At 71.6% G+C, this 16,004-nt stretch carries 11 protein-coding genes; 9 read left to right on the top strand and 2 right to left on the bottom strand.

Going from position 1 to position 16,004, the window contains the following annotated elements:
• Nucleotides 1–8: 8 nt before the first annotated feature.
• The 5 genes from ACIQBL_RS29930 to ACIQBL_RS29910 are packed head-to-tail and all read left to right on the top strand — an operon-like array spanning nt 9 to nt 7,247.
• The gene (locus ACIQBL_RS29930; protein WP_401946651.1) at nt 9–1,865 is read left to right on the top strand and encodes a TOMM precursor leader peptide-binding protein; all 1,857 of its coding nucleotides are present in this window, start codon (nt 9–11) and stop codon (nt 1,863–1,865) included.
• Nucleotides 1,862–4,276: a lantibiotic dehydratase gene (locus ACIQBL_RS29925; RefSeq protein ID WP_401946648.1), complete on the top strand. Its 2,415-nt coding sequence runs from the start codon at nt 1,862–1,864 to the stop codon at nt 4,274–4,276. The genes ACIQBL_RS29930 and ACIQBL_RS29925 overlap by 4 nt, the downstream gene beginning before the upstream one ends.
• The gene (locus ACIQBL_RS29920) at nt 4,273–5,379 is read left to right on the top strand and encodes a thiopeptide maturation pyridine synthase (RefSeq protein ID WP_401946645.1); all 1,107 of its coding nucleotides are present in this window, start codon (nt 4,273–4,275) and stop codon (nt 5,377–5,379) included. Before ACIQBL_RS29925 ends, ACIQBL_RS29920 begins: the two co-directional genes overlap by 4 nt.
• Nucleotides 5,380–5,421: 42 nt before the next feature.
• Nucleotides 5,422–6,420: an ABC transporter ATP-binding protein gene (locus ACIQBL_RS29915; protein WP_401946642.1), complete on the top strand. Its 999-nt coding sequence runs from the start codon at nt 5,422–5,424 to the stop codon at nt 6,418–6,420.
• Complete coding sequence (locus tag ACIQBL_RS29910) at nt 6,417–7,247, top strand: ABC transporter permease (protein ID WP_401946640.1); 831 nt, start codon at nt 6,417–6,419, stop codon at nt 7,245–7,247. The genes ACIQBL_RS29915 and ACIQBL_RS29910 overlap by 4 nt, the downstream gene beginning before the upstream one ends.
• 9 nt (nt 7,248–7,256) lie before the next feature.
• Here ACIQBL_RS29910 and ACIQBL_RS29905 read toward each other — a convergent pair whose 3' ends face one another.
• Nucleotides 7,257–9,965 (bottom strand): LuxR C-terminal-related transcriptional regulator, encoded by a 2,709-nt coding sequence (locus ACIQBL_RS29905; protein WP_401946638.1) that lies wholly within the window; start codon nt 9,963–9,965, stop codon nt 7,257–7,259.
• Between the two features lie 258 nt (nt 9,966–10,223).
• On the opposite strand from ACIQBL_RS29905, the gene ACIQBL_RS29900 reads away from it, so the two are divergent.
• The 4 genes from ACIQBL_RS29900 (at nt 10,224) to ACIQBL_RS29885 (ending at nt 13,888) form a co-directional block, all read left to right on the top strand.
• Nucleotides 10,224–11,129: an ABC transporter ATP-binding protein gene (locus tag ACIQBL_RS29900; protein ID WP_401946636.1), complete on the top strand. Its 906-nt coding sequence runs from the start codon at nt 10,224–10,226 to the stop codon at nt 11,127–11,129.
• 241 nt (nt 11,130–11,370) lie between these two features.
• Nucleotides 11,371–12,108: an ABC transporter permease gene (locus ACIQBL_RS29895; protein ID WP_401946893.1), complete on the top strand. Its 738-nt coding sequence runs from the start codon at nt 11,371–11,373 to the stop codon at nt 12,106–12,108.
• A gap of 35 nt (nt 12,109–12,143) precedes the next feature.
• Nucleotides 12,144–13,289, top strand: a complete 1,146-nt coding sequence (locus ACIQBL_RS29890; RefSeq protein ID WP_401946633.1) for a sensor histidine kinase — start codon at nt 12,144–12,146, stop codon at nt 13,287–13,289.
• Nucleotides 13,286–13,888, top strand: coding sequence for a response regulator (locus ACIQBL_RS29885; RefSeq protein WP_401946630.1), 603 nt, complete (start codon nt 13,286–13,288; stop codon nt 13,886–13,888). The genes ACIQBL_RS29890 and ACIQBL_RS29885 overlap by 4 nt, the downstream gene beginning before the upstream one ends.
• A 72-nt stretch (nt 13,889–13,960) precedes the next feature.
• On the opposite strand, the gene ACIQBL_RS29880 is transcribed toward ACIQBL_RS29885, so the two are convergent.
• Complete coding sequence (locus tag ACIQBL_RS29880) at nt 13,961–15,949, bottom strand: radical SAM protein (protein WP_401946628.1); 1,989 nt, start codon at nt 15,947–15,949, stop codon at nt 13,961–13,963.
• Between the last annotated feature and the right edge of the window lie 55 nt (nt 15,950–16,004).

The following is a 16,004-nucleotide window of genomic DNA, read 5'->3' as shown; positions in this document are numbered from 1 at the left end:
AACCGCCGGTGAGCGAGACCGTACTGGGTGACGGCCGACTGGCCGACGCCATCGCCCGGCGGCCACCGTCGATGCTGGTGGTGGCACGCGACAGCTGGGACACCGGCGGCTGGGCCGCGGCCCACGACCGGGGCGAACCCTGGCTGCCGGTGTGGACCGAACTCGACCGGGTCGTGGTCGGCCCGCTCGTACGGCCCGGCGGGCGCGGCTGCGTGTGGTGCCTGCAGAAATGGCGCGCCGGCGCGCCCGAACGCGACCAGTGGACGGAGCGGTTGCGCACGGACGAGCGGATCGCGGCCCGGCCGTCGGACTGGCTGTCCGGGTTCGCCGCCGAGGCCGTGCGCGAACTGCTGCACTCGGGCGTCGCCGAGGACCACTGCTGGTACGTCGGCCTGCGCGACCTGACCCTGACCCGGCACACGTTCCTGCCGGACCCGCTGTGCCCGGTCTGCGGCACGCTGCCCGACGACACGGCCGCCCGTGCCGTCGTCACCCCCCTGCCCCGGCCCAAACCCTCGGTGCGCGCCGACCGGATCGGCCACCTCTCCGAACCCCGGCTCACCGAGCTGTACGTGGACGCCGAGACCGGTGTCGTCGCCCCGCCCAAAGGTCTGCGCGACGCGCTGTTCCCGCTGGCCGAGGCGGTCCTGACCGAGTACGGCTACCGCGGCGAGGCCGGCTTCGGACGCACCCGCGACTTCGCGTCGTGCCGGGCCACCGCGGTGGCCGAGGCACTGGAACGGCTCGGTGGCCAATGGCCCTGGGGCAAGCGGACGACCGTACGCGGCAGTTACGCCGAACTCGCCGCGGACGCCCTCGACCCGCGCTCGCTGGGGCTGTTCCCCGCCGAGCGATATCAGGAGCAGGACTGCCCCTACCAGCCGTTCACCGAGGACGCCGTGGTGTCCTGGGTGTGGGCGTACTCGTTCCGCGAGGCCCGGCCGGTGCTCGTCCCGGAGACCCACGCGTACTACCGCACGACCTGGCAGCCGGGAGCCGGAGCCGCGCCGGACAAGCCCTTCACCTTCGAGATCTCCAACGGCTGCGCGCTCGGCGGCTGCGTCGAGGAGGCGATCCTGCACGGCATCCTGGAGGTCGTCGAACGCGACGCGTTCCTGATGACCTGGTACGCCAGGATGCCCGTCCCGGAGGTGGACCTCGCCCTGGCCCCCGACCCGCGCATCGGTCTCGTCGTCGAACGCGTCGAGCGCACCGGATACCGGCTGCGCGTCTTCGACACGACCCTGACCGAGGCGATCCCCGCGTTCTGGGTGCTGGCGCAGGACACCACCGGCGACGACACCCGGCCGAAGGTCGTCTGCACCAGCGGATCGGCCCTCGACCCGGCCGCCGCCGTCCTCACCGCACTCGGCGAACTGGCGCCCATCGTCGAACAGGAGGCGCGCAGATACCCCGCCGAGGCCGATCGGGCACGGCGGATGACCGCCGACCCCGACCTGGTGCGCGTCATGACCGACCACTCGCTGTGCAATGCCACCCCGGAGGCGTACGACCGCTTCTCCTTCCTCCTCTCCGGCGACCGCCGGATCGGCTGGGACCGCCTCGGCCGCCGCCCCTGGCCCGGCCACACCGACCTGCGCGACGACCTGACCGAGGCCGTCGACCGGATGCTGGCGGGCGGCATGGACGTCGTGGTCGTCGACCAGACCTCGCCGCTGCACGAGGCCGCCGGCCTGGCCTGTGTGAAGGTGATCGCCCCCGGCGCCCTGTCCATGACCTTCGGCCACCGCAACCGGCGCACCACCGGGCTCCCCCGACTGCTCGACGTACCCCACCGGCTCGGCCACGCGCCCCGCCCGCTGACCGACGCCGGCCTCAACCCGCACCCCCACCCGTTCCCATGAGCGGCCACGCCACCACCTTCGGGGTACGGGTAGCCGCCCTGCCCGCGACCGTGCCCGGCCGGCTCGTCGACCGGCGGCTGCGGCAGGCACTGCTCACGGCCGCCGCCACGGCGGCCGAACTGACGGCCGAGGCCGCCGCGCTGTCCGACCGCTGCCACGACGTGATCGGCGCGCCGCACGCCATCGCGGCCAAACCGAAGCTGGTCGCGCTGCGCCGGACCGTGCACCAGCTGCGCGATCCGGCGCGGCTGCTCACCGAACCCTCGGTCACCGGTGCCCTCGGCACCGAACTCGCCACGGACATCGGCGAGTTCGGCCGCAAGCTGACCCGGCACCGGGCCGCGCGCGCCGCGTTGCCGGCCGTGCTGGCCGCGGCGGACCGGGCCGTCGACGCCACGCTGCGCGAGATCGCCGCGGACCCCCGCTTCGACCAGGGCCTCGCGCACGCCAGCCCCACCCTGCGCGAGGTGCTGCGGCGGAGACCCGGACGGCAGGAGCTGACCCGGCTGGCCGTCTACGTCACCCGCGCCGCCGTCAAGACCAGCCCGTTCAGCACGTTCACCGCGAGCGGCCTCGGCCGGTTCGTCCCGGACGGTCCGGCCCTGCGCTGGACCGCCACCGAAACGCCGCGATCGGTCGTCGAACTCGACCTGTCGGCCCTCGCCCCGCTGACCGCCGCGCTGACCGGGCGGACGGTCCGGATCAACCCGAGCGCCCGCCTGGTGGCCGACACCGTCCAGTTCCTCGGCCCGGCACCCGCCGAGGAACTCCTCACCCTGCCACTGACCCCGCCGCTACGGCACTGCCTGCGCGCCGCCACCGCGCAGCCGACGCTCACCGAGCTGGCCGCCGGGATTCCCGCGCCGCCGGAGCAGGCAGCCGGATATGTGCACTCGCTCGTCGCGAGCGGACTGCTCCTCCTCCGGCAGGACCCGGACTCGTACGTCGACGAGCACGGCATCGACCCGCTGGGACAGTTGACGGACCGACTCCCGGAACTGGCCGCGCTCCGGCAGGCACTGCACGCGTACGCGGACGCGGACGGCACCGAGCGGATCGAGCTCGGGCCGACCCTGAGCGGGCGGCTGTCCGCTCTCGGCGTCGACGGCAAGCTGCGGGACGTCGTCACCGAACAGTCCGTCATCCCCGGAGTCGTGGCCGAAGCGGGCCTTCCGGCCTGGCGGGACACCCTGCGCGATCTCACCGTCGCCTGCCGGCTGCTGGCCGTCTTCGACTGCACGCTGCCGTTCCGACTGGCGATCGCCGCGTTCGTCCGGGAACGCTTCGGCTCCGGGACCCGGGTCCCGTTCGACCGGTTCTACGCCGCACTCGTGCGCGACGGCCACGAGGCGATGCGCCTGCACCCCGCCGCGGTCGCCTTCGACATGACCGGGCCGACCGAGACCCTGGCCGCCAGCCCGGTCTCGGAGGTGCGCGCACTCGTCGGCCTGATCGCCGAGGTCCGGGGCGCGCTGCCCGACCGGCGGCGGATCGAGAAGGTGCTCGACACCCTGCCGGACTGGGTACGCCCGCCCGGCTCGGTCGCCGTCTACGCCCAGCACGACGGCGACCGGCTGATCGTCAACGCGGTGAACTCCGGATTCGGCCGGGGACGGGCTCAGGTGCGCCGGCTGCTGCGCCACCTCACGGACGATCCACTCCCCGTCGACACCGCCTACCCGAGCGGGCCGACGTACGCGGAGTTCCCCCATACGCTCGGCACCTCGCTCAACCAGCGCGAACCGACCCTCCCGGACCGGCTCGACCACCCGCCGCCCGCCCGGCTGACCGTCGGCGTCGGCGACGACGGGCTGCCGGCCCTGTACGACAACGGATCGGTCCTCCGGCCCGTCCACTGCGGGCTGTCCTACGAGCGGCAGCTCCCACCGGTGATGGCACTGCTGATCGAGGCCTTCGGCGAGAACCCCATCCTGTTGCGGCCCGACCAGCCGCTGCGGCACGACGCGAGCGCCGGCACCGGGGCGGGCCGGGTGCTGCACGCGCCCCGGCTGACCATCGGACGCGTGGTGCTCCGCCGCGCCACCTGGGTGGCCCAGGCCGGCACACTGCCCCGGCGGGCGGCCGGTCACTCGGACGCGGACTTCCTGTTCACGCTGACGACCTGGCTGGCCCGCCACAACATCCCGCCCCGGTTCTTCGTGTCCGTGCTGCGCCCACGCGCCATCGCGGCCGGCGCGCTCGCGGGCGACCGCACCCGCAAGCCGATGTACGTCGACATCGGCTCACCACCCCTCGTACGCGCCCTGGAGCGACTGACCGGGGATCCGGCCGGCGCGGCCGTGTTCTACGAGGTCGCGCCGGAACCGGAGACGGCGATCGTCGATCACCGGGGTGTGCCGAGAGTGACCGAGTACGTGATCGAGCTCAACTGTCAGGGAGAAGAGACATGACGGAGTCCTCGTGGCGCAGCGTGAACGTCTTCCACCACGACAGCGACCGCACCGACCTGCTGCTCGACGCCGTACGCCCGTTCCTCACCACGGTGGCCCCGGCGGTGTCCAGGGTGTACTACCAGCCACACTGGCGGCGCGGTCCGCACGTCCGCATCCCGATCCGGGCGACTGACGAGGCGTTCGACGCCATCGTCCGGCCGGCCGTCGCCGACGTGCTGGAGGAGTACCTGCGGGCACGTCCGTCCACCGTGGCGCTCGACGAGCGGGCCGCGCACACGCAGCACGTCCGGCTCGCCGAGCAGGAACGCGAACGCGGACCGCTGACCCCCTGGGCGGCCAACAACACCGTCGAGATCGAACCGCACGACCAGCGGCTGCACGTGCTCGGCGGAACGGCCGCGGCGGACCTGCTCGTCGGCTACTACGTCGACACCAACGAGACCGTGTTCGACATCCTCGACTGGGTCCGCGGCGGGGGCTCGAAGATGGCGCTCGCGGTCGATCTGTTCATCGGGGCGGCGAACCGGTTCCTGCCACCGGTGACGTACGGCTATCTGTCCTTCCGCGGTCACGCCGACGCCTTCATGGCGAAGATGCCCGACGGGCTGCGCGCGCGGTTCGACCGGGTCTACGAGGCCAACGCGGACCGCTTCCGGCGACGGGTCGTCGAGATCACCGGCGCCGACGACCACCACGACGTGATCCGGTTCGGCGGGCTCCTCGACACCCTGCTCGGCTACCGCAACCGGGCCAACGAGCTGATCACGTCCGGTGAGTTGGCGCTGAACACCGACGAGAACGGCGATCCGGAGGAGTGGGGGTCGAGCTGGAGCGCCTGGTCGGACCGCAGCCCGTTCCACCGGGTGCTGGGCGGCCACCGGGCGGCGGCGGACCAGCTCGGCGACTGGAACACCTTCCAGCAGTACCGGATCGTCCTCAACTGGCTCTATCTGAACATGTACCGGCTCGGCATCGGCGAGCTGGAACGCAACCTCGTCTGCCATGTGGTCTCCCGGGCCGTCGAGGACGTGCACGGGGTGACCGCGTCGGACCGGATCCAGGACCTGATCAGCTTCGTCGACAACGGCGGCCGGCTGTAGCGGGCTCGCGGCCCGGAACTCGTACGAGAAGGGAGAGAACGGATGAGTGACGCCGTCACCGTCAGCGAACTCGTCAAGCGCTACCACCCGCACGCGCCGGCCGCCGTGGACGGTCTGAGCTTCACGGTCGGCCGGGGCGAGGTCTTCGGCCTGCTCGGCCCGAACGGGGCCGGAAAGTCCACCACCGTCGGTGTGCTGACCACCCGGATGCTGCCGACCTCGGGCCGCTGCCTCCTCTTCGGCACGGACGTCGTGGCCCAGCCGGCCAGGGCCAAGCGGCTGCTCGCGGTCGTACCGCAGCGCCAGAACCTGGACCGTTCCCTCGATGTACGCCAGAACCTGCTCTTCCACGCCCGCTACCACGGCGTCGGCCGGGACGAACGGACCGCCCGCGCCGCCGAGTTGCTCGACCTGATGGGGCTCACCGACCAGGCCGGCCAACGCGTCGAGCGGCTGTCCGGCGGTCAGGCGCAGCGGGTCGTCATCGCGCGGGCGCTGATGCACGCGCCCCGGGTGCTGTTCCTGGACGAGCCGTCGACCGGCCTCGACCCCCAGTCGCGCCTGTTCCTGCACGAGCGCGTCCGCGAACTGCGCGAGCGCGGTGTCACCGTCGTCCTCACCACCCATGACATGGAGGAGGCCGAGAGCCTGGCCGACCGCGTCGGCATCGTCGATCACGGCAGGCTCCTCGCACTGGACACACCGCGGGCCCTGACCGAGACGCTGCGCGGCGGCACCACGATCACCGCGCGGGTGCGCGGTGCGGACGGCGCGGCGGCCGAGAAGATCGTCGCCGCGCTGACGGAGCTGCCGGCGGCCGTCGCCGTCGAGCACGACCCGGCGCCGCCCGGCACGGCGGCCGACGCCGGAGGCGGTGTCGGTCAGTGCTTCCGGGTGCGCACCGACAAGGATCCGTCGGTCCTGCTGCCGGACGTGCTGCGCACCCTCCTGGACCAGGGGGCCGAGCCGGTCGGCGTGTCGATGGCCCGGCCCAGCCTCCAGGACGTCTTCATCAGCCTGACCGGAAGGGAACTGCGGTGAGCGCCCCGACCACTGCCCCGACCGAGACCGCCGGCCCGGGACCGTGGCGGCACGTCCGTCCCGGCACGCGGACCTTCCTCGCGGTGCTGTGGCGTGACGTGTTCACCACGGCCAGGCGGCCGGTCGCGTTCCTCGTGCAGGTGATCGTCCAGCCGCTCCTGTTGTTCTTCGTCTTCGGCAAGGTGCTCGGCGAGGCCGGCTACACGCACGGCGACTTCGGCGCGGCGCTGCTGCCCGGCGTCATGGCGCTCAACGCGCTGCTCGTCTCCCTCCAGAACACCGCGATGCCGCTGATCATGGACTTCTCGTGGTCCGGCGAGATCGAGGACCGGCTGCTCGCACCGCTGCCGGGACCGCTCGTCGCCGTGGCCAAGCTGGTGTTCGGCACGCTGTGCGGCCTGTTCGCCGGGCTCGTCATGGCGCCGCTCGGGTTCCTTGTCCTGGGCACCTCGGGCTGGCCCCTCACCGCCTGGCCGGGCGTGCTGCTCATCCTGCTCCTCGGCTCGGCGACCGGCGCCGGCATCGGACTGGCGCTGGGCACGGTCGTGTCGCCGGAACGCATCAGCATCACGTTCTCCCTGGTCCTCGCCCCGCTGACGTTCACCGGATCCGTCCAGTACCCGTGGTCGTCCCTCGGCCACCTCCGATGGTTCCAGGTGATCTCCGCGATCAACCCGCTGACCTACGTCAGCGAGGGCCTGCGCGCCTCGACCCTGCCCGGCCTCCACTCGATCCCCCTGTGGACGGACACCCTGGTGCTGCTGTTCGCCCTGGCGGTCGCCGCCGCGATCGGCGTCAAGGGCTTCATGTCGCGCGCGCTGGGATAGGGCCTGTCGTCAGAACAACGGCGCGGGGTCGGGTGCCCGTCGGCCTCCTCGTTCGTACGCGGCGACGAGATCCAGTCTCGACCGGCAGCCCGTCTTCGCGAACAGCCTGGTGAGATGGCGCTCCACGCTCTTCTCGCTGAGCCGGATGGCGGCGGCGATCTGTCTGTTGGTCATGCCCTGCTGGACCAGTTCGATGATGCGTGCCTCGACCGCCGCGCTGGAGTGTGAACTCCTCGTGCGCCGCGGCAGGGTCACGCCACGGGTGCGGGCGAGGGACTTCACGTACGTCCGCAGCCGGTTGTCGCCCAGTTGTCGGGCTATCTCGTCGACCGTGCCGAGCCATGGGCGGGTGTCGTCCGCGGTGCGCGCGGCGATCAGGCACGCCGTCGCGAGTTCGGTCCGGTGGCCCCGCGCCCGCAGTGTGGTGGCCGCCGCCCGGGCGGCCGGAAACGAGCCCTGCGCCACCGCGGTCAGCAGGAGTTCGGTGACACCGGGTTCGAGTGCGTCGCAGTGACCGCACCAGGCTCTGGCGGCCTCCTGGGCCGCCGCCAGGGCTTCGCCGTCGCCGAACGCCGTGGCCAGCAACGCCTGCCGGATGATGAGCAGATGCAGTCCCGCGGTGTCACCGGCCTCGGCCGCCCGCACGGCGGCCGTGCAGGCACGCCGCCCGATCGCGAGCGCCGCGTCGGCCTGGCCCCTGCGGCCCAGCAGACCCATCTCGACCCAGCTGCGGAGGGCGGGAAACGCGCCGTGCCGGTCCGGTTCGCCCAACCAGCCCTCGGCGAGGTCGAGTTCGTCCCTGCGTGCGCACATCTCCGCGGCGAGCAGCCGCGCCGACTCGTGGACGGGGGTGGCCGCCGGACAGGTCGCCACCAAGGTGCGCGCACCGGAGAGGGCGCTGTCCCACTGCCCACGCCGGTAGTCGTCGACGATCCGGCGGTACAGCGCGAGCGGGCCGCGCCGGGGCGCGCCGTAGGCCGGTCCGAGGACCGACCCGCACATGCCGACCGGGTCGAACCAGCCGTCGTCCGGATGTGGTGGGGAGGTCACCAGCGGATCGTGCGTGGCGCCCAGGGGCGCCAGGGCTGCCGCCAGTTCCGCGGTGCCGAAGGGCTTGTTCACGCCGAACCAGCGGCCCAGGGTCGGGGCGGCCTGCGCGTCACCGGCAGCCGCGGTCGACGGAATGCCCGTGTGCAGGGCGGCCAGACAGGACGCGGCGGCCAGCGCGCCGGAGACGGCGGCACCGGCCGGGGCCGCCACCGCATCGCCGGAAGCACCGATCGGGCCGGCCACCGCGTCGCCGGGAGCACCGATCGCATCGGCAGCCGCCTCGCCGTAGGCGCCCCGCGCTTCCGCGACCACCTCGCCCAGCCAGTCGTAGCGGCCGATCCGCACCAACTCCCGTACCAGGGACGCCAGTAGGCGTGTGTGGTCGGCGGGGGCGCAGTGCGCGAGCGCCGCTCGGCGCCACCGCGCGGCCAGGGTCGGGTTCACGGGCTGGATCCGGTGGGCCGCGCGTTCCAGCAGGGTCGCCGCGCCGAGGCCGCCGAGGTCCGCGCCGCCCGCCGCGGCCACGTGGTCGGCGAGCGGGAGGAGGTCGTGGCTGCGGTCGCGGGACACGAGGTGCCGGGCGAAGGCCGCGTGCAGCGCGCGCAGCCGGTCCGTGCCGACCACGTCGACCGCGGCCGTGCCGAGTGCCGGACAGGCGAGGGTGAGGGCGCCGTCCGGGGTGCAGCGCAGGACGTCGACGGCGGTGAACTCGTCGACCGCGCGCCCGCACGCGCCCAGCTCACCGTCGACGGCGGCGGCGAAGACGGCGAGGTCGTCCATGCCGAACCACTCGGAGTCCGCGATCAGTGCGAGCAGCCGTAGCCCGAACTCGTGCTTCTGCTCAGCGAGTTGGACAAGCCAGTGGTCGGCCGGGAGGGCGATCGGGGCGTCCGGATCGGCCAGGCACAGGGCGCCGCCGACATGAGTCAACCGGCCCTGGTCGATGAGCAGGTCGCGCAGGGCCAGTGCCGCGCCCGGGTTCCCGGCCAGCGATCCGAGTGCCGCCTGGATCGCCGGCGCCACGGCCGGGTCGAGCTGGTGCCGGGTCGCGGCGGCGATCAGCGCACCGATGTGCTGGTCCTCCAGTGGCCCGAGTTCGACGACATGGCCGGCGGTTTCGCCGATGGCGGTCAGTTCGAGCGCGACGGCTTCCTCGTCGCACGCGACGACCGCGGTGCACCCGGCCCGCAGCGCGGCGGACGCCGTGGTGATGACCGTCGCCGGGGCCGCGTCGACGTCGTCGAACAGGACGACCGCCGCGGCTCCGCCGTGGAAGCTCTCGAACAGCCGCTGGAGCTGGTGGAACAGCCTGCCGCGCGAGGCCGGCGCCTCGTAGGCCGCCGGTGTGCACAGCTGGTTGACGGTGGCCAGCGCGGTCGCGAGCCGGGAACCGCCGATGTCGGCGAAACCCGCGCGGAACGCTCTCAGTACGGCCTGCACACCGAACAGGTCCCAGCTCTCCCCCGATGCCGACGCCGACGCCGAGGTCAGCTCGACGGTGATGCTCCTGATGCCGCGGTCCCGGCACCCGGACGCCACCGCGTCGAGCAGCGCGGTCTTGCCCGCCCCCCGTGGTCCGCGGATCACGATCGGTTCCGGCCTGCCCAAGTGGCCGCTGATTCCCCCGAGTTCCCTCTGTCTGCCCATCAACTCGTGTCGGCTGGTCAAGCCGCGCTCCCGAGACAACGCTCCTCCTCGCCACAACAACTCCACGGAACCTCTACGGTTTCCGATCCCCCTCACATGAGTGCATGGCCGCGTGCCCCGTTCAGCCGAACGCGCGGTCGCTCGGCAAAAATCTGTCAATGAGCTGTGCATATGCCTAGAGGGCGGCCTTGGGTCGGCGAAGAAGTTGACATTTGTCATCTCGGGCCGGTGACGGGACATCACTAACGATCAGCGCTCCCGGACGGGAGTCTGGTCACCATGGGAACAACAGAGGCGGTGCTGACGGCCGAAGGGCTGCGGTACCGGTACGGCGAGACGGTCGCGCTCGACGGCGTGGACCTACGGGTCGACCCGGGAGAGTGCGTCGCGCTGCTCGGGCCGAACGGCGCCGGGAAGTCGACGCTGGTGGCGATCGCGGTCGGGCTGCTCGTGCCGCAGCACGGCACCGTACGCATCCTGGGCGGTGATCCTCGGCGCGCGGCCACCCGCCGGCGGCTTGGCGTGGCGCAGCAGACGCTCGGGTTCCCGAACACCCTGACCGTCAACGAGCTGGTGACCGGGGCCGCCGTGCGCGGCGGGCTGCGGGCGGCGGCTGCCGGTCCGGTCCTGGCGGAACTCGGGCTGACCGAGCTGGGGCCCCGGCGCGTGTCGAAACTCTCCGGCGGTCAGAAGCAGCGGGTGCAGCTGGCGATGGCACTGGTCACCGAGCCGACGCTGCTGGTCCTCGACGAGCCGACCGTCGGCCTCGACACGATGGCCCGGCGGCACTTCTGGCAGATCCTGGCGCACCGCCGCGCCCAGGGCGCCGCCGTGCTCGTGACCACACACCTGATCGAGGAATCGGCCGCCGTCGCCGACCGCGTGGTGGTGCTCGACCGCGGCCGGATTCTGGCGGACGCCCCTCCGCAGGAGCTGGTGTCCCGGCTCCCGGACCGCACGGTGACCGCGAGGACCGGCCTGAGCCAGGCCGAACTGGAGCGGCTGCCGGGCGTGTTGTCGGTCACGCACGAGCACGACCTGGTGAAGATCCAGACCCGCTCGCCCGAGGACCTGCTGCGCGTGCTGCTCGACCGGGACCCGGCACTGTCCGAACTGCGCGTGCAGGACGCGGGCCTGGAGGAAGCCGTGGTCGCTCTGACCGACGACGAGGAAGTGGCCGCCTGATGCTGTTGCCGGGCCACAAGACGAAAGGGCGGCATGCCCACCTGACGGTGCCGCCCGCCCGCCGATCGTTCGCGGTCGCGGAAGCTCCACGAGGTGACATGGCGCCGGATCGAGCCGGACTCGGCTGGGCGGAAGGCTCGTTCGAGGGCCTGCGCGCCGCCGGTGGCGCTGCGCGAGTGCCGGGGTACTCCGGACGACTGCCACTGGGACGCATTCAGGAAAGCAGGGCGGCGTGAGCGGGATGATGCGACGGGTCTTCGGGGTCGAGCTGCGGGACGAACTACGGGCGATCGTGCGGGAACCGACCTCGCTGTTCTTCGGCATCCTCATGCCGGTCGGCTTCTTCGTGCTGTTCAACCTGCTGTACGGGAAGGACACCACCCAGGGTCTCTCGGCCGGCACGGCGATGGTGGCCACGTTCGGCACCTACGGAGTGATCACGGTGGCCGCGCTCCAGCCGGGGATCGGAGTGGCGCAGGACCGGGACCTGGGCTGGCTGCGCATGAAGCGGGTGTCCGCGGTGCCGATCGGCATCAGCCTCGCCGCGAAGGCCACGGCCGCGCTCCTGTACGGGGTCGGCGTGCTGGTGCTCATGGGGGTGGGGGCCGCCGCGTTCGGCACCCTGCACGCCTCGCCCTGGGCACTGCTGCGGGTGGTGCTGGTGCTGCTGCTGGGCAGCATCCCGTTCACGCTGCTCAGCGTGGCGGTCGGGTTCCGGTTCCGCACGGGTGCCGCGATCGCGCTCCTCAACGCGGTGCTGTTCCCCCTGGCGATGCTGTCCGGGCTGTGGATCCCGATCCAGTTCCTGCCCTCGGTCGTACGGAAGATCGCGAAGTTCCTGCCCACGTACCACCTCGCGCAGCTCGGGCTCGCGCAACTGGGCCACGGCACCACCATGATCCACGTACTCGCCCTGCTGCTCACCACGGTGGTTGCGGCCGGCGTCGCCGCGCTGTCCTATCGTCACGCGCGGATATGAGCAGCGTGGTCGCGCACATGGGTACCGTCGCGGGCATGAGTACGGACATGACTACGGACATGGACACCGTCGACGTTTCCGCTTCCGCTGCCGGGTCCGTGGCCGAGCGGCTGCGGACCTGGGAGTGGGTGTACCTCGGCTATCTGCTCTTCGTGCCGGCGCAGCCGTACTTCACACCGGACCGGGCGTGGTGGGAGTGGCCGCTGGCGATCACGGTGTGCGCGGTCACGGTCGTGCTGTACGGGCTGGCGCTGCTGCGGGGTCCGTCCGTGCGGCAGATCTGGACGTCGATCGTGCCGATGGCGGTGCTCGGCGCGCTGGCCACTCCGTTCAACACCAACGCGAGCGTGTTGTTCATCTACGCGGCGGCTTCCGCGGGCAACACGCTGCCGCGGCATGCCGCGCGGCTGTGGTTCGTCGGGCTGACCGCGCTGGACGGTGTCACGGTCCTGGTGTCGCGGGTCCCGATGCCCTACCGGCTGTGGGGTTTCGTACCGCCTCTGGTGCTGATCTGGGTGATCGGGCTGCTCGAACTCCGACAGCGCGACCGGCGGCAGGAGCAGGAGAACGAACGTCTGCGCGCCTCGCAGGTGGAACTGCTGGCGACCATCACGGAACGCGAACGGATCGCGCGTGACCTGCACGACCTGCTCGGGCATTCGCTGACCGCGGTGGTGATGCGCGCGCAGCTGACCAAGGAGCTGGTGCTCGCCGACCCGCGGCGGGCGCGCGCCGAGGCCGAGGAGATCGAACGCAACGCGCGGGAGGCGCTGGCCGCGGTGCGCAGTACGGTCACCGGCTGGCGGCAGACCAACATCCGCGCCGAGCTGGAGGCGGCGCGGCGTGCGCTGGCCGGGTCCGGCGTGACACTGCGGGTGGCCTACGACGACAAGCTGATGCTCCTGGCGGGGACCGAGCACGAGTTGGGGCTGGCGCTGCGGGAGGCGGTGACGAACGTGGCCCGGCACGCGAGGGCCTCCGCCTGTCACATCGGACTGGCCGCGGACGACGAACAGGTGCGGTTGGTGATAGCGGACGACGGGATCGGCGGTCACGCCCCGGAGGGCACCGGGCTGACCGGACTGCGGGAGCGGGTCGCGAAACTCGGCGGCGCGGTGCAGCGCACCGGCTCGGCCGGAACGACGCTGACCATCACGGTGCCGGTCGAGGTGGCCGGATGATCCGGGTGGTGCTGGCCGAGGACCAGGGCATGGTGCTGGGCGCGTTCGCGTCCCTGCTGGATCTGCAGTCGGACATCAGAGTGGTGGCGACCGCGACCAACGGCGACGACGCGCTGGTCGCGGTCCGCGCGCACCGGCCGGACGTGCTGGTCACCGACATCGAGATGCCCGGCCGCACCGGTCTCGAAGTGGCCGCGGAGCTGAACCGACTGGGCGACCCCACAAGGGTGTTGATCGTGACGACGTTCGCGCGCAGCGGCTACCTGCGGCGGGCCGTCGACGCGGGGGTCGCCGGGTACGTGCTCAAGGACGCGCCGATCGGTGAACTGGCGGCGGCCCTGCGCCGGGTGCACGCCGGCGAGCGGGTCGTCGCACCGGAACTGGCGATGGCCGCGTGGGACGCGGCCGATCCGCTGACCGACCGGGAGCGCGAACTGCTGCGGGCGGTCGCGGACGGGGCGAGCAACGCGGAGATCGCGAGCCGGATGTTCCTGGCCGACGGCACCGTACGCAACTATCTGTCCACGGCGATGGCCAAACTCGGTGCCCGCAACCGGACCGAGGCGGCCAGAACCGCCCAGACCCGCGGCTGGCTCTAGAGGCCCCGTCGTGGAAACAGATCCGGGACCTGCCCGGCCGCGCCGGACAGGTCCCAGGTCAGGGTGACGTCCTCAGCCGGCCAGGGCCGGGAGTCGGTCGAGCATCGCGAACCGCGCGTCGTGCAGCGCGAACTGCAGGTCGTGCAGGGGCCGGCCGGTGCCGTGCCAGATCGACAGCGCGTACACGCTGATCGGGTAGTGGACCCAGCGCGGCGGCGCCCACACGGTGCCCCGCACGATGGTGCCCTCTCCGCTCCCGTCGAGACTCGACGGTACGTCGCCCGCCTCGACCAGCAGGTTCCAGCCCTGCTTCGGCACCGCGAACTCCGCCTCCACGAGTTCGCCGCGCAGACTCGCCCGCAGGATCGTGGTCGCCGCGATGTCGAGCGACAGCGCACCGTCCACCAGCACCCGGTCGACGTCGAATCCGGAGTCGGCCAACCAGTCGCACAGATGGTCGACCGCGGCGTTGAGCAGGTCCGCCGTGGCGCGTTCCGTGGAGACGGCACGGCAGAGCATCGCCTGGAAGTGCACCTCCTCGGGCACGACGATCTGGTCGCCGATGACCGTTTTCAGCAACGGCATGTCCACGGCGGCCGGATCCCGATAGGCGACCGCGATGTTGCGGGCGACCGCTCGCAGGAACGGATCCGGGCAGTCGTCGAGCAGGAACGACCGCAGTCGGGTGCACAGTTCGACCATGCGCACACCCGTCGTGGCGTGGATGACCCTGAGTGCGCAGCGCAGCAGGATCTTCTGGAACAACGTCATGGCCACCCGGAACTCCATGCCGTTGACCCATTCCTCGGGGGTCATGGCCTCGTGCGCGACGACGACGTCGGCGACCAGTTCGGGATTGGTGATGTCGCCCGGCATCCAGCGGGTCCTGAGCGCGTGTTCGTCCTTGAAGGACTCCCGCGAGTACTCGGTGTTGTTGAGCAGCAGCAACGGATAGATCACCGGTGAGCCGCCCGCGCTCAGCACCTCTTCGATCCCGTTCAGGTACGAGTCGTACGTTTCACCCGGCAGACCCCAGATCAGGTCGGTGTAGGTGGGCACGTCGAGTTCGCGGAACCGGGTCAGCAGCCTGCGGTAGTGGTCGGTGCGGATGTTGGAGCGGTTGGCGATCTTCAGCACTTCCGCGTCGAAGGACTGCGCGGAGAGCGTGATGGCACCGGTGAGATCGGCGGCGTGCAGCATGCTCGCGATTTCCACGATGCGTTCATTGCTGTTCTTCGCCCAGTTCGTGCTGATGATCAGCCGTTTGTCGTAGCGCTTGCTCAGTTCGACGATGCGCTCGGCGATCTGGCGGTCGCGGGCGAGGATGCCGAAATTGGCGTCCGCGATGAAAAGCGTCGCGTCCGTGGGCATCAGCCGGATCAACCGGTCGAGCTCGGCGAAGATCCGGTCCAGCTCGAACTGGCGCACCTTGGAGTTGGTCGCACCGCCCCAATAGCAGAACGCGCACCGGTACGGGCAGCCCCGGTTGGTCTCGTAGACGATCATGGACGAGCCGGTGATTTCCTCGTCGGAATACACCGGGGTGAGGATCGGCGAGACGATCTGCTCGAGATCGGTTATGCGATCCGCATCCGGATTGGTGACGACGGCACCGTCGGCCCAATAGCTGATTCCGGGAATCGTGGCAAGGTCCCCGTCGGCCAGGTAGCAGTGCAATAGGTCACGGAAACGCAGTTCTCCTTCGCCGTGCACCAGTACGTCGACCCAGGGGGCCTCGGCGAACAGCGGTTCCTGCTGGTGGCTGACGTCGTTGCCGCCGACGACCACTCGGCAGTCGGGCCAGCGCTCCTTCACCTGGCGGGCCAACTCCAGGGACTGCGCGCGATTCCAGAAGAACACGGTCAGCGCGACGACGAACGGTTCGTCCCAGGAGTCGAGCAACTCCGCCGTCGCCTGCTCGCCGCCGCTCTGCTCCCGGACACTGATCCGGAAATCGCAGGCATTGTCAAGGGCCGGGTCGGCGACCGAGGTCGCCTTGAGGTATCCGAGGGTGACGCTGTAACGGACACCATGCATCGCGGTGAACTCTACGAGCTGCACCGGTCTCTTATCCGTGGAGATCATAGCTACACATCCGTACAAAGTCGGGCGCGGT

Source organism: Streptomyces sp. NPDC088350, from assembly GCF_044753545.1.
In the GTDB taxonomy this organism is placed as follows: Bacteria; Actinomycetota; Actinomycetes; order Streptomycetales; family Streptomycetaceae; genus Streptomyces.
This window is presented reverse-complemented; position numbering and strand designations above follow the sequence as displayed.

What these genes read in the sequence shown, in the direction of transcription:
- ACIQBL_RS29925 (WP_401946648.1), top strand. Translation starts at nt 1,862, where the DNA reads ATGAGCGGCCACGCCACCACCTTCGGGGTACGGGTAGCCGCCCTGCCC.
- ACIQBL_RS29920 (WP_401946645.1), top strand. Translation starts at nt 4,273, where the DNA reads ATGACGGAGTCCTCGTGGCGCAGCGTGAACGTCTTCCACCACGACAGC.
- ACIQBL_RS29915 (WP_401946642.1), top strand. Translation starts at nt 5,422, where the DNA reads ATGAGTGACGCCGTCACCGTCAGCGAACTCGTCAAGCGCTACCACCCG.
- ACIQBL_RS29900 (WP_401946636.1), top strand. Translation starts at nt 10,224, where the DNA reads ATGGGAACAACAGAGGCGGTGCTGACGGCCGAAGGGCTGCGGTACCGG.
- ACIQBL_RS29895 (WP_401946893.1), top strand. Translation starts at nt 11,371, where the DNA reads ATGATGCGACGGGTCTTCGGGGTCGAGCTGCGGGACGAACTACGGGCG.
- ACIQBL_RS29890 (WP_401946633.1), top strand. Translation starts at nt 12,144, where the DNA reads ATGAGTACGGACATGACTACGGACATGGACACCGTCGACGTTTCCGCT.
- ACIQBL_RS29885 (WP_401946630.1), top strand. Translation starts at nt 13,286, where the DNA reads ATGATCCGGGTGGTGCTGGCCGAGGACCAGGGCATGGTGCTGGGCGCG.